Raw genomic sequence first — 19,246 nt, 5'->3', positions numbered from 1 at the left:
ATCTCTGAAAAGGTGGGAAAAAACACATGAAGCGTTGGCTGATTCTCCTTGGTGCCACCACTGCGCTGACCGGATGCTTCGCGCCGCCGTCGCCGCAGGTCGAAGCCGCCGCCGCGGCCGAGGCCGCCGCGACCGCGACCCCTGATGTGGCGGAGGCCGCACGGCCCAAGCCAACCTATGGCGATTACGGGTTCGACACGGCCGGCATGGACCAGACCGTGAAGCCGGGCGACAGCTTCTACAACTACGCCAGCGGCACCTGGCAGAAGAACACGTCCATCCCCGCCGACAAGGCTGGTTATGGCTCGTTCAACGTCCTCGATGACCTGTCCAAGACCCGCACTCGCGGGATCATCGAGGAGGCCGCCAAGGACCCGAGCAGCAAAATCGGTGCGGCCTACGCCAGCTTCATGGACGAGGCCGGGATCGAGGCGAAGGGCCTGGCCCCGCTCAAGCCGTTCATGGACGAGGTGAAGGCGCTCAAGAGCAAGGCCGACTATCCGGCGCTGCTGGGCCGGACCAGCAGGGTCGGAGTGTTCGGGCCGGTGATCGGCTTTGTCGGCGTCGATGACAAAGTGAACACGCAATATGCGCTGACCGTCTATCAGGGCGGGCTCGGGATGCCCGACCGAGACTATTATCTGAAGGACGATCCCAAGCTGGCGGCCATCCGCACCGCTTATGTCCAGCACCTGACCAACATGCTCAATCTGGCGGGCGAGCCTAATGCGGCCGCGCGCGCCAAGGCGATCATGGCGCTCGAGACGGCCATCGCGAAGGCGCACTGGACCCAGGTCCAGAGCCGCGACGCGACCCTGACCTATAACAAGATGACGGTGGCGGCGCTGAACCGCCGGGCGCCGGGCTTCGACTTTGCCAAGATGCTGCGCTCGGAGGGCGTCAACGTCGGCGAAGTTATCGTCAGCCAGCCGAGCGCGATGACCGGAATTGCGAAGGTCGTCGGCGCTGCGCCGCTGAATGTCCTCAAGGATCAGCTGCTGATCCGGGCGCTCGACAGCTATGCGAGCTACCTGCCCAAGAAGTTCGACCAGGAGCGGTTCGCCTTCTTCGGCACGACCCTGTCCGGCGTTCCGCAGCAGGAGCCGCGGTGGCGTCGCGCGGTGAACTTCACCACGGGTGCGGTCGCCGACGAAGTCAGCAAACTCTACGTTGCGAAGTATTTCCCGCCCGAAACGAAGGCGGCGGCGGACCAGCTGGTCAAGAATGTCATCGACGCGATGGGGCGGCGGATCGACGGGCTGGCGTGGATGGCGCCGGAAACCAAGCGCCGCGCGCGGCTGAAGCTGGCGAACTTCAACGCCAAGATCGGCTATCCGAGCCAGTGGCGCGACTATAGCGGGCTGGAGGTGCGGCCTGACGACCTTCTCGGCAACGCCATGCGGTCCAACGAGTTCGACACGGCTTACGAGCTTGGCAAGCTGGGCGGCCCGGTGCGCAAGTGGGAATGGGGCATGACCCCCATGACCATCAACGCGTACGCCAATTTCGGCATGGCCGAGGTGGTGTTCCCGGCCGCGATCCTGCAGCCGCCTTTCTTCGATCCGAACGCCGATCCGGCGGTGAATTATGGCGGTATCGGCGCGGTGATCGGGCATGAGATCAGCCACCACTTCGACGACCAGGGCTCCAAGTATGACGAGACCGGGCAGCTGCGCGACTGGTGGACTCCGCAGGACCTCGCGGCCTTCAAGGCGGCGACGCAGAAGCTCGTGGCGCAGTACGATGCCTATGAGATCTTCCCCGGCGCTCACGTGCAGGGCGCGCTCACGCTCGGCGAGAATATCGGCGATCTGGCCGGCCTGACGGTCGCCTACGATGCCTACAAGCATTCGCTTGGCGGTCAGGAAGCGCCAGTGATCGACGGCATGACCGGCGACCAGCGCTTCTATCTTGGCTGGGCGCAGGTGTGGCGCGGCAAGTATCGTGAGGCGGCCATGCGTCAGCGGCTGATCACCGATCCGCACTCGCCCAACGAGCAGCGCGTCTCGGTCGTCCGTAATCTCGACCCGTGGTACAATGCGTACTCGGTTCAGCCGGGGCAGAAGCTTTATCTGGCGCCCGAGCAGCGCGTCCGCGTATGGTAGGCTGATGCTGCACTCCAGGCTTGCTACGCTCGACGCTGAACCGCTCGGACGTGGCGAGCCTTGGCTGGTGCCCGCGCTGATCGCCGCCGCGCTGTTGAGCGGGGCGGCGATTGCGTTTGTCACGGGTTCGCCGCTGGTTGCCGGGCTGCTGGCGCTCGGAACGCTCATTGGCGTCGCAATTGCGTTGTTTGCAGCAGGGCGCACAGGGGCGGCGGTTCCCGCACCCGTGGCGGCCACCGACTTCGCTCTCGTCGGGTCGGCCCTGTCCCTGTCGCCCGATCCGGCGGTGATCACGGACGGCGAGGGCAAGCCGGTCACGGTCAACCTTTCCTATCGTCAGCGCTTCTCCGACGCTCCGTCGCCAGCTGACGTCGGCGCGGGGGCGGAAGCACTTCAGGCGCTTGCTCAGGCGCGGACGGTCGCCTGGCGGGACGGGCGAAGCAGCGTGGCCGCGGTGGAGACCGCGTCGGGACCGGTGACAGTCGAGGTGGAGCGGGTCGGAGTGCGGGGAGACCTGCTGCTCTGGCGCTTCCCCCGCGCTCGCCGCGATCCCGTCCACATTCTCAAGGCGCGCATGGATGGTGCCGAGGGCGAGATCCTGGCCAAGACCGGGGTGCTCGCGGCAGTGACCGATCCGCGCGGTGAGCTTATTGCGGTCAACCGGCTGCTGCGCGAACGCGCCGGCTTGGCGGAGGATGTTGCTGGAATCCCCATCGGCGATCTGCTGAGCGGGGGCGAGAATGAGCGGGTGCAGCTGCTTGCGGAGGGTGAAACGGCCCGCCCGCTCCGCCTGCTGCACATTCCGGTCGATCCGGAGAGGATGGGGCGGGCCGGGCTGACCCTGATGTTCGACACCGCCGAGGCGGCCTCGTTGAGCAACAGCGCCAATCTGCAGGCGCTGCTCGATATTCTGCCGGTTGGCCTGGCGCTGGTGGATCGTGACGGGCGGTTCATTACCACCAACAAGGCCTTCCGCACCGCTGGCGGCATCGGCGAGGACGGCACGCCCGCCTATCCCGGCGACCTGGTCGTCAAAGAGGACAAGGGCGCGGTTGCGGACGCCGTGAGGCGCAACACGCGCGGGCCGGCAATGTCGACCGATCTGGCGGTCAGGCTCGTCCACCAGCCCGCCGAACCGGTCGCGCTGACCATCGCGGGGCTGCGCGGGCTTGGCGACGCGGCGGTGCTGCTGCTGCTCAAGGATAATAGTGAGGAAGCCAAGCTCAAGCGGCAGATCGCCCAGGCGACCAAGATGCAGGCGGTCGGCCAGCTTGCCGGCGGCGTAGCGCACGATTTCAACAACATCCTGACCGCCATCATTGGTCACTGCGACCTGATGCTGATGCGGCACACACCCGGCGACAGCGATTACGACGACATCCAGCAGATCAAGTCGAACTCGAACCGGGCGGCCGGCCTGACGCGGCAGCTGCTGGCCTTCTCGCGCCAGCAGACCCTGCGACCGCAAGTGCTGCAGCTGCCGGACGTGGTCAGCGAGGTCTCGCACCTGCTCAAGCGATTGCTGGGCGAGACCGTGACCTTGCAGGTGAAACATGGCCGCGACCTCGGCTCCGTTCGAGCTGATCCCGGGCAGCTGGAGCAGGTGATCGTCAACCTGGCGGTGAATGCGCGTGACGCGATGGCGGCCAGCGGCGGTGGGCAGCTCACCATCCAGACTTATTCGGTGCGCGCCGACCAGGTGGCGGAACTGGGCAGCGAAATCCTGCCGGTGGCCGACTATGCCGCGCTGAGCATTTCCGACACCGGCTGCGGCATCCCGGCGAGCGTCCTGGGCAAGATCTTCGAGCCTTTCTTCACCACCAAGGAAGTGGGCAAGGGTACGGGCCTGGGCCTGTCGACGGTTTATGGCATCGTGAAGCAGTCCGGCGGCTACATCTTTGCGGACAGCAAGGTGGGCGAGGGGACCAGCTTCGTCATCTACCTGCCGGTCTATCGCGAGGAGCCTGGCAAGGAGCCAGCGCGCAAGGCTGCAAAGCCGGTACAGGAGGAGCTGTGGGGGTCCGGCAACGTCCTGCTGGTCGAGGACGAAGCCATGGTCCGCACGGTGGCCGAGCGCGCGCTTACCCGCCAGGGCTATACGGTGGTGACCGCCAGCAACGGCGAGGAGGCACTCGAGATCGTCAGTCGGGGCGACGCGATCGACCTGATGATCAGCGACGTCGTGATGCCGCTGATGGACGGTCCGACCATGGTCCGCGAAGCACGCAAGTTGCGGCCCGAGATACCGGTGCTGTTCATGTCGGGATACGCCGAGGAACAGCTGCGAAAATCGATCGATATCGACAATGTGGCCTTTCTTCCCAAGCCCTTTTCGGTTCAGGAACTTGCGGAGGCCGCGCGTAAGGCGTTGGCGCAAAAATAGATTTGCGCCCGGGCCCCGGGCTGCCTATGCCCCGTTTCGTGAATAACGGGCGTGCCATTCTCGTCGTTGAAGACGAACCGCTGATCGCGATGATGCTCGAGGATTTTCTCGAGACGCTCGGTCATTCCATCCACGCCAGCTGTGACAGTGTCGGCGACGCGCTCCTGCAGGCAGAGGCCGGCGGATTCGATTGCGCCATTCTGGACGTCAACCTGAAGGGCGAGGCCGTGTGGCCGGTGGCCAAGAAGCTTCAGGAGATGGGCGTTCCCTTCATCATCGCCACCGGCGGTCATGTCGAGCCGCCGCCCGCAGCCTTCGCGCGGGCGCCGATGCTTGAAAAGCCCTACACCATCGACCGCATTACACCGGTACTGGAGCAGGCGGTCGGCTAAGCGCCGCTGTTGGCGTCGCCTCCGGTTGGCGGTGACGACAGCGTGCTGTCAGCCTAGCCTGCGTCAGTCAGATTCGCCGGGCCAAAACCGTGCGGGATGAGGTCGGCGATGCGGTGGATTTCGTGAGCCGAGCCGTCTCCGCTGGCGCAGACGATCTCGATGTCCGTGCTTCCCAGCTGCGCAGCCTCAAGGATCGCCTGGCGGCAGCCGCCACACGGCGTCGCCACGCCGTCGCCGGTGAGCGATCCCTCCGCCGCTCCTCCGCCCGCGACCGCCATCTTCACGATGTTCTCGAGCCCGAAAAGGTGCTGAGCGGTGGTCAGCGCGCTCTGCTCGGCACAGATGCCAAGCCTATAGCAGGCGTTCTCCATGTTCGCGCCGGTGACGAGCTGGCCGTCCCGCGACAGGATCGCGCAACCCACGTGAAAGCGGGAGTAGGGCGCATAGGCCTTGAGGGCAGCTTCGCGAGCGGCGGCAATCAGTTCATCGTTGGTCATGGGACGCCTCTAGCCTAAGCAGGAGCGATGACCGAGGGGGTAAAGAAGGTCGGGGCCGAGGCGCTGCACGGGCGGCCCTTGCGCTGGTACGACATCGTGATGGCGGCGTTCGTCGCCATTTTGTTGCTCAGCAATGTGCTTGGGGCCGGCAAGGTCGCACTGGTCGATCTGCCCGGCATTGGTCCCTGGCCGTTCGGCGCCGGCATCCTCTTCTTCCCCTTGTCCTATGTGATCGGCGACGTGCTGACGGAGGTCTACGGCTACGCCCGGGCGCGACGCTGCATCTGGGTGGGCACGGCTGCGCTGCTGTTCATGGCCTTCATGAGCTGGGTCGTGGTCAAGCTTCCGCCCAGCCCAGAGTGGGGCGGTCAGGCGGCCTATGATCAGGTGTTCGGCCAGGTCCCAAGGATCGTTTTTGCCTCCATCGCGGCGTTCTGGGGCGGAGAGTTCGTCAACAGCTTCGTGCTGGCGCGGATGAAGATCTGGACCGCTGGAAAGTATCTGTGGACCCGGACGATCGGCAGCACGGTGGCCGGGCAGGGCGTCGACAGCCTGATCTTCTACCCGCTGGCATTCTGGGGCGCGGCGGGGTTCAGTCATGATCTCGTCATCAAGCTGCTGTTGACGCAGTGGGCGCTTAAAGTGTCTTGGGAGGCATTGCTGACGCCAGTCACCTATCTGGTGGTCGGTGGGTTGAAGCGTGCCGAGGGTCTGGATGTCTACGACGAACATACTGATTTCACGCCGTTCGCTGCTGGCGTGTAGCGCCGCAGCACTGCTTGCCGCCTGCTCCGCCGCGCCGCGGCTGGCAGCGGTCTCGGCAGTACCGGTCGAGGTTCAGATCCTCGGTATCAACGACTTCCACGGCAATCTGGAGACCCCGCCGGGAACGGTGGCTTACGCCCAAGTGGGCGGAGCCAAGGCGAGCGAAGCCTTAGGCGGCGCGGCGCCGCTGGCGGCTTCGCTGCAGCAGTTGCGAGCCGGTCACCCGAGCGTGACGGTGGCGGCGGGCGACCTGATCGGCGCGTCCCCGCTCACATCCGCTTACTTCCTGGATGAGCCGTCGATACGTGCCCTTAGCATGGCAGGGCTCGAACTCGCCTCGGTCGGGAATCACGAGTTCGACAAGGGCGCCAACGAGTTGCTTCGGATGCAGCGGGGCGGCTGTGCGAAATATACGACAAGGGTGCCGTGCCGGCTGGAGCCGTTCACGGGCGCTGGCTTCACCTACCTTTCCGCCAACGTTTTCACGGGCGACGGAAAGACGCTGTTCCCGGCCACCGCCGTCAAGCAGGTCGGGCCGATGCGGATCGGCTTCATCGGCATGACGCTGCGCGACACGCAGACTCTGGTGACCCCGGCGGGCGTCGCCGGACTGCGTTTCGCCGATGAGGCGGCGAGCGCCAATGCGCTGGTCCCGCAGCTGAAGGCAGCGGGCGCGGATCTGATCGTGTTGCTGATCCACCAGGGTGGCCGGGTCAGCGAAACCTACCGGCTTGGGGATTGCGACGGACTGTCCGGCGACTTGCTGCCGATCCTCGACAAGCTCGATCCGGCGGTGGCGGTCGTGGTGTCGGGGCACACGCACAACGCCTATGCCTGTCATGTGAACCAGGGTGGGGTAGACCGCTTGCTGACCAGCGCCGGCAAGAACGGCTATTTCATCACGGATATCAGGGTCAGCTACGATCCGGGCGCCAGGCGGCTGCTCGCGGCACGCGCGGAGAACCTGCCGGTGAAAGGGAACGCCGCCGACCCGCAGGTGGCCGCACTGGTTCAGCGCTATGCGACTGCCGCCAAGCCCGCGGCCATGCGGCCGGTAGGCAAACTGAACGGCCCGGCCCTGAAGGATGAGCATGATGGCGAGAGCACGGCCGCGCGGCTGATCGCGGATGCCCAGTTGGGCGCGACCAGGGCAGCGGACCGTGGAGCAGCGCAGCTGAGTTTCATCAATGCGACCGGTGTTCGAACGGACCTAAAGCCCGCTGCGGATGGAACGGTCACCTTCGGCGACATCTTCGCCCTGCAGCCGTTCGGCAATAACCTCGTGGTGAAGACGCTGACCGGCGCGCAGCTGAAGCGCCTGCTGGAACAGCAGTTCGGTGATGAGCGTGGGGTCGGGCGGCTCAAGTCGCTGCTGGTGCCGTCCGCCGGATTCGCCTTCGGCTACGACCTGACGCGTCCCGCCGGTGACCGGATCACCAGCATCAAGCTGAACGGTCGACCGATCGATCCTGCCGCGCGTTATCGCGTCACGGTCAACAACTTCCTGGCAAGCGGCGGCGATGCCTTCTCGGTGTTCAACGAGGGGACCGACGCATTCGATGCCGGCCTCGACCTCGATGCGCTCGAAGCGTGGCTAGGGACCGATCCGGCCGTCCCGACCGATCGGCGGACCGCCGCCGCCAAATAGCTCTAGCGGAACGGCGGTTCGTCGAAGCTGCGAAGCTTGCGGCTGTGGAGGGCGTCGCCTTCCTCGCGCAGCAGTTCCAGGCTGTGGATGCCGATCCGCAGGTGCTGGCTGATCGCGCGCTCGTAGAAGGCATTGGCCTGGCCGGGCAGCTTGAGCTCGCCGTGCAGCGGCTTGTCCGACACGCACAGGAGCGTGCCGTAGGGGACGCGGAAGCGGTAGCCCTGGGCAGCGACCGTGGCAGACTCCATGTCGATGGCTACTGCCCGGCTCTGGTTGAAGCGTAGCGCCGACTGAGTGTAGCGAAGCTCCCAGTTACGGTCGTCCGTGGTGATCACCGTGCCGGTGCGGAGGCGCTTCTTCAGGCTGTCCTCGTCCTCGCCGGTCACCCTGAGCGCGGCGTTGTGCATGGCCGTCTGCACTTCGGCGATAGCCGGGATCGGGATCTCCACGGGCAGCACGTCGTCGAGTACATGGTCGTCGCGCAGATAAGCGTGGGCGAGAACATAGTCGCCGATGGTCTGGCTCGGGCGGAGGCCGCCGCAGTGACCTATCATCAGCCATGCCTCTGGCCGGAGCACGGCGATATGATCGCAGATGGTCTTGGCGTTGCTGGGTCCGACGCCGATGTTGACCAGAGTGATGCCATCGTCGCCGTTCGGGCCGATCAGGTGATAGGCCGGCATCTGGAAGCGGCGCCAGCTGCCTGACGCGATCTCCGCCTCCGCATTCTCCAGCATGCCCCGCTCATAACGGCCGCCAGGCACCGACAAGCCCTGATAGGGCGTGTCGTTCTGGCGGAGAGTGTCGGCGGCGTAGCGGACGAACTCGTCGACATAACGGACGTAGTTGGTGAACAGCACGTAGCGCTGAAAATGCGCTGGCGGCGTGCCCGTGTAGTGGCGCAGGCGGGCCAGGCTGAAGTCCGTGCGTGGCGCGTCGAACAGGGCGAGCGGGCGCCCGGCGTGAGCGGACAGGTCCCAGGTCCCGTCGGCAATCTCGTCGCCGATGTGGACGAGCTCGGTCGTCGGGAACCAACGGCCGAGCTCAGCCGACTGGATGCCGCCGAGTTGCAGGTCGTCGCCGAGGTCAAGGACATAGGGATAAGGGATTTCGCTCGCGGAGCGGCCGACCGAGATGTCGACGGCGTAATCGCGCAGCAAATGCTCCAGCTGGCCGGTCAGGTAGTCGCGGAATAGTGCCGGCCGCGCGATGGAAGCGACGTAGAGGCCCGGCTGGTTGAGACGAGCGAAGGCGCGGTTGGGCAGCACCGGAGGAGTGGCCGCATCATAAGCGATCCGCAGCTCCGGGTAGGCGAAGTGGCCGGACGCCCGCGCCTCCGAATGGGGGCGAACCCCGTCCTTCACATAAGCGGCGATGGCGCGGCGCAAGTTGCCTGCGGACTCGTCGTAGATCCGGGCAAGCTGGTCGAGGATGTCGGGAATGTCGTCAATCTGGGTCATTGACGATGGGTCTCTGGGCCAGTCGGCGTCAGCTGGCAAGCCCGAGCAGTCAGGCCGAACACAAGCCTGCGAACAGCTGTTGAATTAATAAGCACACTTACTATATGCGAACTCATGCAAATGCTTGCTTGGGAAATTGGAGAAACGTCGCACGCGCTGCGCCGTGCATTCGACCGGAAGGCAACCGAGGTCGGGGTGACGCGGGCGCAGTGGCGGGTGCTTGCACATCTGGATCGGGTGCCCGGTCAGCGACAGGTCGAACTGGCGGAGCGCATGGAAATCGAGCCGATCACGCTGTGCCGAATGGTCGATCGCCTCGAAGAGGGCGGCCTGGTCGAGCGGCAACGCGACCCGGCCGACCGCCGGGCATGGCGCCTTTTCCTGACCACGAAAGCGGAACCATTGGTTGAGCGGCTGCATTCTCTCGCTGCCGACCTGGCGGCTGACGCCTTCGCCGGTCTCGACCAATCCACCATCGACGCCGTTCGTGCCGCTCTGGCGCGGGTGCGCGCCAACGTCACGACATCGCCCAAAGGAAGGGCAACCGCATGAACAAGATGAACAGCGAGCCCCTGAGCGGCCAAGAGATCACCGGCGAAGAACTGCAGGAGACCGTCAAGCCCAAGCGCAATTGGCTGCGCCTGGTACTGATGCTCATCGTCCCCGCGCTTCTTCTCGGGGTGGGTGGTTATTGGTGGCTGACCAGCGGTAAGTCGGTGTCCACCGACAATGCCGCGGTGAAGCAGGACATCACCTCGGTCGGGGCCCAGGTCACTGGCCCGATCTCGGAAGTCTTCGTCAAGGAAGGCGACAAGGTGAAAGCGGGACAGCTGTTGTTCCGCATCGACCCGGCGCCCTACCGCGTCGCGCTGGCCCAGGCGCAGGCCCAGTTGGCCGCCGCTCAGCTTGCCGAACGCCAGGTGGTGACGCAGGCGGCCGGCACCAGTGCCGATATCACTGGCGCGCAGAACCAGCTTTCCATCGCTCAGCGCGCCCTTGCACGTCAGGCCGAACTGCTGAAGCGGGGCTTCACCACGCGGGTCAGCTATGATGAGAAGCTGGCCGCCGTCCGTAATGCCGAGACCGCTCTGGCCGATGCCCGTGCTCGCGCCGCCAACGCCCACGCGGCCGTCGCCCCCGGCGGAGAGCAGCCGAGTGAGGCCGCCGCGCGCGCCGCCATCGCCAAGGCGCAGCTCGACCTCAGCCGGACCGACGTCCGCGCACCGGCGAGTGGCACCGTCGCCAACGCCGACCGGCTGCTGCCGGGTCAGCAGGCGGTGCCTGGGATCGGAATGTTGAGCCTGGTCGGCAGCGAGCAGGCCTGGCTCGAGGCGAACTTCAAGGAAAAGGACCTTGCTCGGATGGTTCCTGGCCAGCGCGCGACGATTGAGGTCGACGCCTATCCGGGCCGCAAGTGGGCTGGCCATGTGTCGAGCATCGGTGCCGGAACCGGCAGCGAATTCGCCATCCTTCCGGCGCAGAATGCCAATGGCAACTGGGTCAAGGTGACACAGCGCGTGCCCGTGCGGATCAAGTTCGACCAGGTTCCCGACAAGCCGATGATCGCAGGCCTGTCGGCCACCATCACCGTCGAGCTCGGAAGCTAGGGTCAAGCCATGGCCGATACGACGGCCCCGCCAACATCAACCGTGCTGCCATCGGGTGAGCGCATGCTGGTCACCATTGCGGTGATGCTGGCGGTGCTGATGCAGGTGCTGGACACCACCATCGCCAACGTGGCCCTGCCGCACATGCAGGCGAGCCTTGGCGCGACCCAGGACAGCATCAACTGGGTGCTGACCAGCTATATCGTGGCAAGCGCAATCGCGATCCCCATTGCGGGGTGGCTGAGTGAATATATCGGCCGCAAGCGCCTGATGCTGATTGCGGTGATCGGATTCACCATTTCATCGCTGCTGTGCGCCATTGCGACGAGCCTGCCGGAAATGGTGCTGTTTCGCTTGCTGCAGGGTGTCAGCGGCGCCTTCCTGGTGCCACTGGCGCAGGCGACCATGTTCGACATCAACCCGCCGGAGCGGCACGGCCAGGCAATGGCGCTGTTCGGCGGCGGAATCATGATCGGACCGATCCTTGGGCCGGTACTGGGCGGCTGGCTGACCGACAGCTTCGACTGGCGCTGGGTATTCCTGGTCAACTTGCCGGTCGGCATTCTTGCCGCGTTGATGCTGTGGCGGACGATGCCGGTAACCAAGCCCTTCAAGCGGCGGATCGACCTGGCAGGCTTCTTCATGATCGCGATCGCCATTGGCTCGTTGCAGCTGTTCCTTGACCGTGGCGAGACCAATGACTGGTTCCAGAGCTGGGAAGTGACGATCGAGGCTGGGCTCGCGATTGGTTTCTTCTGGATGTTCGTGGTGCATACCATCACCGGGCGCGAGCCGATCTTCGAGAAAGGCATGTTCGCCGATCGCAACTTCGCCACCGGCCTGCTGTTCATGGCGGTAACGGGCGTGCTGCTGCTGGCCGGTCTCGCGCTGCTGCCCCCATTGTTGCAGCGGCTCTATGGCTACTCCGTGCTGCAGTCGGGCTTCCTGACCGCCCCACGCGGCGTCGGCACGCTCATCTCCATGCTGCTGGCGGGCAAGCTGATCGGCAAGGTGGATATGCGTTTCGTCATTGCCACTGGCATTGCGCTGATGGGCATCAGCCTCTGGATGATGACCGGCTTCGCGCTCGATCAACCCGCAAAGCCCGTCATCCTGAGCGGGTTGGTGCAGGGACTTGGCCTTGGTTTGATCTTCGTGCCGCTGCAGACGCTGGCGTTTGCGACATTGGCTCCGCGCCTGCGCACCAACGCCGCGAGCCTGCTCAACCTTGCCCGCAACATCGGTGGATCGGTCGGAATCGCGGTGGTGAGCTCGGAGCTGGTGCGCAACACGCAGATTTCCCATAGCGACCTTGCGAGCCACGTCACCGAGAGCGTCATTCCCACACTCGGCGGGGGATTGCTGGAGCAGATCGGCGGCCAGGGTGATATCGCGCTGGCCGTGATCAATGCCGAGGTGACCCGCCAGGCCTTGTTCATCGCATACCTCGACGACTTCAAGCTGATGATGCTGGTGACGTTCGCGGCCCTGCCGCTCGTCCTGCTGATGAAGAAAGCGAAGCCAGGCGCTGCCGACGGCCAGCCCGTGCACATGGATTGATCGATCGAATTTTCAGGAGTGAGTGAAATGCAGCGTCGTCGTCTTGGCCCAAACGGTCCCGAAATCTCCGCCATTGGCCTTGGCTGCATGGGGATGAGCGAGTTCTACGGTAGCGGAGACGACAGCGAGAGCATCGCCACCATTCACCTCGCGATCGAGCGGGGCATCGACTTCCTCGACACCGCCGACATGTACGGGCCGTTCAAGAATGAGGAGCTGGTCGGGCGTGCGATCTCCGACCGACGCGACAAGGTCTTCCTGGCCACCAAGTTCGGCAATGTGCGCGGCGAAAACGGCGAGTTCCTCGGCGTGCGTGGCGACCCCGCCTATGTGCGGTCCGCGTGCGAGGCGAGCCTCAGGCGGCTCGGGGTCGCGACCATCGATCTTTATTACCAGCACCGCGTCGACCGCAACGTGCCGATCGAAGAAACTGTTGGAGAAATGGTCCGCCTGAAGGAGGAGGGGAAGGTTCGTTTTCTCGGCCTCAGTGAGGCCGCGCCGGAGACGATCCGCAGGGCGCATGCCGTCCACCGGATCACCGCACTGCAGACAGAATATTCGCTGTGGAGCCGCGATGCGGAAGACGCCGTGCTGCCGACGGTGCGGGAGCTTGGCATCGGCTATGTCGCTTATTCACCGCTTGGCCGCGGATTCCTGACTGGGCAGATCACAAAGCCGGAAGACTTTCCCGAAGGCGACACCCGCCGCAATCACCCGCGCTTCCAGGGCGAGAACTTCAGCAAGAACATTGCGCTGGTGCATGAGCTGGAGCGGCTGGCGGATGGCAAGGGCTGTACGGCCGCGCAGCTCGCACTGGCCTGGGTGCTGTCCCGGGGCAATGACATCGTGCCGATCCCCGGCACCAAGCGCCGTCGGTATCTGGAGCAGAACATCGCCGCGACCGAGCTCCAGTTGAGCGAGGAAGAGCTGCGGCGGCTTGACGAGATATTGCCGCCCGGCGCCGCTGCCGGCGACCGCTACCACGCCCCCGGAATGGCAAGCATCAACGGCTAGATTCGAGCAAGTGCCCGGTCGAGGTCGGCGATGAGGTCGGCCGGGTCTTCCAGTCCGATGTGCAGGCGGATGGCCGAACCTTCGAGCGGGTCGGCGACAGTCCTTATGCCCTTCAGCTGAACGGGGCACACCAGGCTTTCGAAACCGCCCCAGCTGTATCCAAGCCCGAACAACTGAAGCGCGTCGATGACCGTGTCGCGTTCGGTCGCAGTGGCGTTCAGCACGATACTGAACAGCCCGCTGGCACCGCTGAAATCGCGGGTGAAGAACTCATGGCCGGGGCAGGTTTGCAGCGCCGGATGGAGGACGCGGGCGACCCGCGGATGCTCAGCCAGCCAGCCCGCGACGGCAAGCCCGTTGGCTTCATGCCGGCGCAAGCGCACGTCGAGGGTGCGAAGCCCCCGCAAGGCGAGCCAGGCGTCATCGGGGCTGACCGCCACGCCCCACTGGCGAACAACCTTGTCGAGCGCGTCGAAGCGGTCGGTCGAGGCAGTGACGGCCCCCAACATGACGTCCGAATGGCCGCCGATGTACTTGGTGCAGGCGGTGATGGAGAGGTCGATGCCGTTGGCGATGGCGGGGAAGAACAGGCTGGTTGCCCAGCTGTTGTCGAGCAGCGTGACGAGCCCAAGCTCATGCGCCGCGGAAGCGAGACCCGGCACATCCTGCACTTCGAAGGTCAGGGAACCAGGGCTCTCGAGAAACAGGGCGCGGGTTTGCGAAGTGACCAAGGCGCGAAGCTCATCGGACGAGAGGCCGGGCGGGTAATAACGGGTGGTGACGCCAAGGCGCTTCAGCTCACCGTCGCAGAAATGACGGCTTGGACCGTAGACGCTGTCCACCATCAGCAGGTCGTCGCCGGGCTGCAGGACGCTGGTCAGCGCCATGGCGACGGCCGCGGCGCCGGACGGGAACAGGCGGGTGCCGGCGGCGCCAGGCTCCAGCTCGGTCAGGGCCTCGCTCAGCGCCCACTGGCTGGCCGTGCCGTCACGGCCGTAGCGGTAGCGGCCGTCCGCGGGCGCATAGGAGGAGCGCATGTCCGCCAAATTGTCGAACAGGATCGTCGACGTGCGCTCGGGGGGAACGTTGACCAGTTTGCCCCGCCATTCGCGGCGACGACCGCCGTGGACGAGGCGGGTGGCGGTCTGCTGGGTCGGTTCGGTCATTGCCGGGAGGGCTTAGACCGGTACCGACCGTCCCTCAACGGCGGCGGCGGCGGCTGCGCCAGAAGTCGAGGGCGACGTCGGCTTCAAGCGGACGGGCGTAATAGAAGCCCTGGCCGAGGTCGCAGCCGAGCGCTCCGAGGGTGGCTGCCAATTCGCGGGTCTCGATACCTTCGGCCGTGGTCTTCATGTTCAGCGCTTCGGCCAGGCTGAGCACCGCTCTGACAATGGCGACGCTGTCCGGGTCGACCATCAGCGCGGAAACGAAGCTGCGGTCGATCTTGAGCACGTCGATCGGCAGTCGCTGGAGGTAGGCCAGGCTGGAATAGCCGGTTCCGAAGTCGTCCATCGCCAGAGTGGTGTCGAGGCTCTTCAGCGCGTCGAACACGCGGGTGGCTCGGCCAGGGTCCTGGACGATGCAGCTTTCTGTCAGTTCCAGGCTGATGCGCTCGCCGCCGATCTTGGCGCTGCGCAGGGCGTCGTCGACGACCTTGGCAACGTCGTCACGGGCGACCTGGATGGCGGACAGGTTGACCGCAACCTTGACCGGCAATTTCTCGCCCGCCGTCGCATCCCACTGAGCGAGACTGGCGGCCGCGCGGTGCATCGCCCAGCGACCGAGGGAAAGGATCAGGCCGCTTTCCTCGGCAACCGGAATGAACTCGTTGGGGCTGATCTCGCCCCGGTCGGGGTGGTTCCAACGGGCCAGCGCCTCGAAACCAGCGACCTCGCCGGTGTTGAGGTCGATCAACGGCTGGTAGGCAAGATCGAGCTGGTCGCGGTCGAGCGCGCGGCGAAGCTCCGTCTCGATCGAGAAGCGGCGGCGGGCGGCGCTTGCTTCCCCCGGCTCGTAAATCTCGGGACGGCCGCTGCCCTTGGCCTGCTTGCATGCGAATTGGGCGTTGCGGAACAATTCCTCGGCGTCGGCGCCGGCAGTGGCAACGGCCACGCCGATCGCGCACTCGACTCTTATCTCAAGCTCGGACAACCGGAACGGGGTCGAGATCGTCTCGAGGATCCGGTCGGCGGCCCGGTTCGCATCCGCGACCCCGCGGCGAAGCGCGACGATGATCCCGAACTCGTTGCCGCCCGTACGGGCCAGCCGGTCACCGGCGCGAAGGGCGGAGATAAGCCTCCGGGCGAAAGTGATCAGCAGTTCGTCACCGGCGAGGCTGCCCATGCTTTCGTTGATTCGGCTGAACCGGGCCAGATCGACCACCAGCACGGCGTGGCCCCCGCGGCCATCGCCCTTGTCCAGCGTGGCCGCCTCGATCATCTCACTGAAGGCCACGCGGTTGGGGAGGCCGGTCAGGCTGTCGCGCAGCATCTCCTCGCGCAGTGACCGTTCGGTGCGGACCTCGGTCGTGCGGTCGACGACCGACAACAACGCGCGGGACCGATCCAGCGCGGCATTCGGCAGAAGGGCGAGACGAAGGCGGTAGTGACGGGCTTCCAGGCCCCAGCCGTCGCGGAAGTCGAGTTCGTCCGAATTGCGGCCGTCGAACCAGCCCTGGAGGTGATCGTGAAGCAGGCCGTCACGAAGACAAGTCTCGGTGACCTTGTCGAAGCCCGGAACGGTGGATTGCGCAACCGCGTCTTCGAACCGATTGTTATGGGCATCAAGCGTCAGCGTGCCGGTGCAACCGCGGCTGATGACAGCGGCGGCGATTGGCAGGGCGTCCAGCAGCACACGATCCTGGGCCGTCGAAGAAGACGCAGGGAACTGAGCCTCGGGTGGAGGCCGGCGCGTTGCGGCAGATGCCATGGCGAGCGCTATGCGGGCGGAGGCGTTAATTGTCTGTTGCCACCCTGATGGTTGATGCCCGGCCGTTCGCTTGCGGTTCAGGCCGCCCGTGCCAAGGGGGCTCGCAATGAGACAGGGACTGAGCTTCATTTTTGCCGGGCTGCTGCTGGCCGCCGCACCGGCTGGGGCGACCGGGCAGGGCGATCAGGACGATCCCTATTCGCTGCCCAAGGGCGGTGAGCAGGGTCTCGACATGGCCGTCGTTGACGAGGACGCGATGCCTCAGGAGCCGGAGCAGGCGGCGGACGGTCTTCGCGAAGCCGTGCCCGACGAGCAGTGGAGCGGAGCTCCGGTGGACCTCGTCCAGGCGGTGAACCCACTCTACACGGAGCTGCGCCGCGCTTACGTTCGCTACAAGCTGGAGTGGGGCGGCCTTCCGCGGGTCCTGATCGGGGAAAGCGGGCCGGTCCTGGCGAAGGGCGCGACGGGCGAACGGGTCGACGCGTTGCGCCGGCGGCTCGGCCTGCCCGTGCCGGACCCGCTGCTTCCGACCGGCTTCGATGGGGCGCTTGAGCAGAAGCTCAAGGACTTCCAGGCGGCGCACGGATTACCGGCTGACGGAAAGGCGAACGCGGAAACCGTCCGCCTGCTGAATCGCGGCCCCGACTATTACGAGCAGTTGCTGCTGCTCAACATGGAGCGGGCGCGTCGCCTGCCCGCGCCCGGAACGGCCAATGCCAAGAAGTACATTCTGGTCGACGCGGCTGCGGCGCGGCTGTGGATGATGGACGACGGCAAGGTGGCCGGCACGATGAAGGTGGTGGTCGGCACTCCGGCCTCGCCGACGCCGATGATGGCCGCGCTGATGCGCTACGCCAACGTGAACCCTTATTGGAACATCCCGCCCGACCTCGTCCGCAAGTCGATCGCTCCGGCAGTGCTGGCGCAAGGCCCGGCCTACCTCAAGGCGAAGCGGTACGAGGTGCTCGACAGCTGGGAGGATGATGCCAAGGTCGCCGATCCCGCAACGGTGGACTGGAAGGCAGTGGCGGCGGGGACGACCGACCTGCGAGTCCGGCAGCTGCCCGGCCAGGGCAATTTCATGGGCAACATCAAGTTCATGCTGCCCAACCATTATGGCATCTACCTGCACGACACGCCGGCCAAGGCCCTGTTCGGGCAGGATGATCGGCATCTGTCGAATGGCTGCGTCCGGTTGGAGGATGCCCGGGCGCTGGCGCGCTGGGTCTTTGGCGAGATGCCGCGCGCGACGTCAGCGGACGCGGAGCAGCGGGTGGAGCTCAAGCAGCCCATCCCCGTCTACATCACCTACCTGACCGCCGGGATCACGCCTGACGGCAAGCTCGCCTTCGCGCGCGACACGTACAGCCGGGATCAGAAATTGCTGGCGCGGTTCGATCCGCTGGGGCCATTGACCAGCGGCGGCGGCAGATGACGGCAGCGGTCGGGGCCGCTATCGCTCCTTACGTGACCGACCTTCCAAGCCTGACCACCATCTACGAAGACTATGAGCTGCTCGACGCCGAGGAGCGCTATCGGCTACTGATCGACCTTGGCCGGTCACTGGAGCCGATGCCGGAGGCCCTGAAAACCGAAAGCACCAAGGTGCGCGGCTGTTCGGCTTCGGTGTGGGTCTATCCGACCCGGCGCGAGGATGGGCGGCTGCACTTCCTGGCCGACAGCAATGCCGCGATCACCAAGGGCATCGTCGCGCTGGTATTGGCGGCCGTGCAGGACCGGGAGCCCGGGGAGATTGCCACGACCGACATCGCCGCCGAACTGGCGCCTTTCGAGCTGGGCCGACAGCTGTCGTCCAATCGGACCCAGGGTATTCCCAACATGATCGCGCTGGTGCGCCAAACGGCCGAGCGGCTGGCATGAGCGACGGCTTCGATCCCGAGCGCTTCTTCAAGCTCGCTCGAACGGTCGGCCATGGCCGCGCGCTGGGCCTGGGTTATCGGGCGCATGGCGACGATTGGGTCGAGCTCGCGCTCCCCTGGCGCGAGGAACTGGTGGCCGTGCCGGACGAGGGGTTCATGGCAACCGGCGCGATTGTCAGCCTGCTCGACACCTGCGCGGGCACGTCCATCTGGTGCAAGCTTGGGCGGTTCCGGCCGGCGGCGACGATGGATTTGCGCATCGATTATCTCCGTCCCGCACTTCGTGGCGAGGAAGTGATCGCGCGCTGTGTCTGCTACAAGGTGACGCGCAAGATCGCCTTCGTTCGCGGGCAGGCGCATGGCGGCGATCCGGAGCGTCCGGTGGCGCATGTCGCCGCCACTTTCATGCTGATGGACTAAGCCGAGGCGGTGCGCCGCTCTTCGGCCTTGCGCAGCACTTCATAAGCTGCCTGGACCTTCTGGAAGGTGGCGGCGGCAGCATCGTCACCCTGGCGAAGGTCAGGATGGTTTTCCTTGGCAAGACGGCGGTGCGCGGCCTTGATCTCATCGAAGCTGGCGTCGCTCTCGAGGTCGAGCGTTTCCAGCGCGCGCATCTCATCGCGCGAGCGGGTGCCATCGCCCGGGCCACCCCAGCTCCAGTGCGCACTCGAGCGGAAGCCATTCGCCTGCGCCCGTTCCGCGCGCTCCCTGTCCGCCGCCTCGCCCGCACCCAGATTGGCGAAATAGTCCCAGTTCTTGTTATATTCGGCGGCGTGGCCTTCGCAGAAATACCAGCGTTCCGGATTGTTCGGAGCCTTGGGGGCGGGGCGGTCACCAGGCAGGTCGCAGCCTTCGCGATCGCATAGCCGTACGCGCGCCGCCTCGCGCCCTTTGGCGCCATAGGAGCGCCAGCGCGGAAAGCCCCAGTCATCGGATCGCGTCGAACGTGCCATTGGGCCCTAACTAAGTGTGTTCTCCGATCATTGCGAGCCGCAGACCATGCCGCG

At 65.7% G+C, this 19,246-nt stretch carries 17 protein-coding genes; 12 read left to right on the top strand and 5 right to left on the bottom strand.

The window, feature by feature from the left end; translation table 11 throughout:
* Positions 1-26: 26 nt before the first annotated feature.
* The 3 genes from M8312_RS06340 to M8312_RS06330 are packed head-to-tail and all read left to right on the top strand — an operon-like array spanning position 27 to position 4,880.
* Complete coding sequence (locus M8312_RS06340; protein WP_250119527.1) at positions 27-2,105, top strand: M13 family metallopeptidase; 2,079 nt, start codon at positions 27-29, stop codon at positions 2,103-2,105.
* Positions 2,106-2,109: 4 nt separating this feature from the next.
* Entirely contained in the window at positions 2,110-4,488 is a 2,379-nt protein-coding gene (locus M8312_RS06335; RefSeq protein ID WP_250119526.1) for a hybrid sensor histidine kinase/response regulator, read from the top strand.
* 38 nt (positions 4,489-4,526) lie between these two features.
* Complete coding sequence (locus M8312_RS06330) at positions 4,527-4,880, top strand: response regulator (RefSeq protein WP_250119525.1); 354 nt, start codon at positions 4,527-4,529, stop codon at positions 4,878-4,880.
* Between the two features lie 53 nt (positions 4,881-4,933).
* Here the strand turns inward: M8312_RS06330 and M8312_RS06325 are convergent, their stop codons facing one another.
* Entirely contained in the window at positions 4,934-5,377 is a 444-nt protein-coding gene (locus M8312_RS06325; RefSeq protein WP_250119524.1) for a cytidine deaminase, read from the bottom strand.
* Positions 5,378-5,404: 27 nt separating this feature from the next.
* Here M8312_RS06325 and M8312_RS06320 point away from each other — a divergent pair, with 27 nt between their 5' ends.
* Positions 5,405-6,142, top strand: coding sequence for a queuosine precursor transporter (locus tag M8312_RS06320; RefSeq protein ID WP_250119523.1), 738 nt, complete (start codon positions 5,405-5,407; stop codon positions 6,140-6,142).
* Entirely contained in the window at positions 6,093-7,790 is a 1,698-nt protein-coding gene (locus M8312_RS06315; protein WP_250119522.1) for a bifunctional metallophosphatase/5'-nucleotidase, read from the top strand. Before M8312_RS06320 ends, M8312_RS06315 begins: the two co-directional genes overlap by 50 nt.
* 2 nt (positions 7,791-7,792) lie before the next feature.
* On the opposite strand, the gene M8312_RS06310 is transcribed toward M8312_RS06315, so the two are convergent.
* Positions 7,793-9,250 (bottom strand): AMP nucleosidase, encoded by a 1,458-nt coding sequence (locus M8312_RS06310; RefSeq protein WP_250119521.1) that lies wholly within the window; start codon positions 9,248-9,250, stop codon positions 7,793-7,795.
* Between the two features lie 114 nt (positions 9,251-9,364).
* Here M8312_RS06310 and M8312_RS06305 point away from each other — a divergent pair, with 114 nt between their 5' ends.
* From M8312_RS06305 to M8312_RS06290, 4 genes are read left to right on the top strand one after another with little or no spacing between them, the layout of a single operon-like run.
* On the top strand, positions 9,365-9,802 hold the full coding sequence (locus tag M8312_RS06305; protein ID WP_250119520.1) for a MarR family winged helix-turn-helix transcriptional regulator: 438 nt from the start codon (positions 9,365-9,367) through the stop codon (positions 9,800-9,802).
* On the top strand, positions 9,799-10,857 hold the full coding sequence (locus tag M8312_RS06300) for an HlyD family secretion protein (RefSeq protein ID WP_250119519.1): 1,059 nt from the start codon (positions 9,799-9,801) through the stop codon (positions 10,855-10,857). The genes M8312_RS06305 and M8312_RS06300 overlap by 4 nt, the downstream gene beginning before the upstream one ends.
* 9 nt (positions 10,858-10,866) lie before the next feature.
* Entirely contained in the window at positions 10,867-12,417 is a 1,551-nt protein-coding gene (locus M8312_RS06295) for a DHA2 family efflux MFS transporter permease subunit (RefSeq protein WP_250119518.1), read from the top strand.
* Positions 12,418-12,444: 27 nt separating this feature from the next.
* Positions 12,445-13,431, top strand: coding sequence for an aldo/keto reductase (locus tag M8312_RS06290; RefSeq protein WP_250119517.1), 987 nt, complete (start codon positions 12,445-12,447; stop codon positions 13,429-13,431).
* Here M8312_RS06290 and metC read toward each other — a convergent pair.
* A complete protein-coding gene (gene metC / locus M8312_RS06285; RefSeq protein ID WP_250119516.1) occupies positions 13,428-14,597 on the bottom strand; it encodes a cystathionine beta-lyase in 1,170 nt (389 codons plus the stop codon). The two genes, M8312_RS06290 and metC, sit on opposite strands and share 4 nt — an antisense overlap.
* 34 nt (positions 14,598-14,631) lie before the next feature.
* A complete protein-coding gene (locus tag M8312_RS06280) occupies positions 14,632-16,284 on the bottom strand; it encodes a putative bifunctional diguanylate cyclase/phosphodiesterase (RefSeq protein WP_250119515.1) in 1,653 nt (550 codons plus the stop codon).
* 181 nt (positions 16,285-16,465) lie between these two features.
* On the opposite strand from M8312_RS06280, the gene M8312_RS06275 reads away from it, so the two are divergent.
* The 3 genes from M8312_RS06275 to M8312_RS06265 are packed head-to-tail and all read left to right on the top strand — an operon-like array spanning position 16,466 to position 18,659.
* Positions 16,466-17,794: a L,D-transpeptidase family protein gene (locus M8312_RS06275; protein ID WP_250119514.1), complete on the top strand. Its 1,329-nt coding sequence runs from the start codon at positions 16,466-16,468 to the stop codon at positions 17,792-17,794.
* Positions 17,791-18,240, top strand: a complete 450-nt coding sequence (locus M8312_RS06270; RefSeq protein ID WP_250119513.1) for a SufE family protein — start codon at positions 17,791-17,793, stop codon at positions 18,238-18,240. The genes M8312_RS06275 and M8312_RS06270 overlap by 4 nt, the downstream gene beginning before the upstream one ends.
* Positions 18,237-18,659, top strand: coding sequence for a PaaI family thioesterase (locus M8312_RS06265; RefSeq protein WP_250119512.1), 423 nt, complete (start codon positions 18,237-18,239; stop codon positions 18,657-18,659). Before M8312_RS06270 ends, M8312_RS06265 begins: the two co-directional genes overlap by 4 nt.
* On the opposite strand, the gene M8312_RS06260 is transcribed toward M8312_RS06265, so the two are convergent.
* The gene (locus M8312_RS06260) at positions 18,656-19,192 is read right to left on the bottom strand and encodes a J domain-containing protein (RefSeq protein ID WP_250119511.1); all 537 of its coding nucleotides are present in this window, start codon (positions 19,190-19,192) and stop codon (positions 18,656-18,658) included. The two genes, M8312_RS06265 and M8312_RS06260, sit on opposite strands and share 4 nt — an antisense overlap.
* Positions 19,193-19,246: the final 54 nt, after the last annotated feature.

The sequence above is a fragment of the Sphingomonas sp. KRR8 genome (assembly GCF_023559245.1).
In the GTDB taxonomy this organism is placed as follows: domain Bacteria; phylum Pseudomonadota; class Alphaproteobacteria; order Sphingomonadales; family Sphingomonadaceae; genus Sphingomicrobium.
This window is presented reverse-complemented; position numbering and strand designations above follow the sequence as displayed.

What these genes read in the sequence shown, in the direction of transcription:
- M8312_RS06335 (WP_250119526.1), top strand. Translation starts at nt 2,110, where the DNA reads ATGCTGCACTCCAGGCTTGCTACGCTCGACGCTGAACCGCTCGGACGT.
- M8312_RS06290 (WP_250119517.1), top strand. Translation starts at nt 12,445, where the DNA reads ATGCAGCGTCGTCGTCTTGGCCCAAACGGTCCCGAAATCTCCGCCATT.
- M8312_RS06305 (WP_250119520.1), top strand. Translation starts at nt 9,365, where the DNA reads ATGCAAATGCTTGCTTGGGAAATTGGAGAAACGTCGCACGCGCTGCGC.
- M8312_RS06340 (WP_250119527.1), top strand. Translation starts at nt 27, where the DNA reads ATGAAGCGTTGGCTGATTCTCCTTGGTGCCACCACTGCGCTGACCGGA.
- M8312_RS06325 (WP_250119524.1), bottom strand. Translation starts at nt 5,377, where the DNA reads ATGACCAACGATGAACTGATTGCCGCCGCTCGCGAAGCTGCCCTCAAG.
- M8312_RS06300 (WP_250119519.1), top strand. Translation starts at nt 9,799, where the DNA reads ATGAACAAGATGAACAGCGAGCCCCTGAGCGGCCAAGAGATCACCGGC.
- M8312_RS06320 (WP_250119523.1), top strand. Translation starts at nt 5,405, where the DNA reads ATGACCGAGGGGGTAAAGAAGGTCGGGGCCGAGGCGCTGCACGGGCGG.
- M8312_RS06270 (WP_250119513.1), top strand. Translation starts at nt 17,791, where the DNA reads ATGACGGCAGCGGTCGGGGCCGCTATCGCTCCTTACGTGACCGACCTT.
- M8312_RS06260 (WP_250119511.1), bottom strand. Translation starts at nt 19,192, where the DNA reads ATGGCACGTTCGACGCGATCCGATGACTGGGGCTTTCCGCGCTGGCGC.
- M8312_RS06275 (WP_250119514.1), top strand. Translation starts at nt 16,466, where the DNA reads ATGAGACAGGGACTGAGCTTCATTTTTGCCGGGCTGCTGCTGGCCGCC.
- M8312_RS06265 (WP_250119512.1), top strand. Translation starts at nt 18,237, where the DNA reads ATGAGCGACGGCTTCGATCCCGAGCGCTTCTTCAAGCTCGCTCGAACG.
- M8312_RS06310 (WP_250119521.1), bottom strand. Translation starts at nt 9,250, where the DNA reads ATGACCCAGATTGACGACATTCCCGACATCCTCGACCAGCTTGCCCGG.
- metC (WP_250119516.1), bottom strand. Translation starts at nt 14,597, where the DNA reads ATGACCGAACCGACCCAGCAGACCGCCACCCGCCTCGTCCACGGCGGT.
- M8312_RS06295 (WP_250119518.1), top strand. Translation starts at nt 10,867, where the DNA reads ATGGCCGATACGACGGCCCCGCCAACATCAACCGTGCTGCCATCGGGT.
- M8312_RS06315 (WP_250119522.1), top strand. Translation starts at nt 6,093, where the DNA reads ATGTCTACGACGAACATACTGATTTCACGCCGTTCGCTGCTGGCGTGT.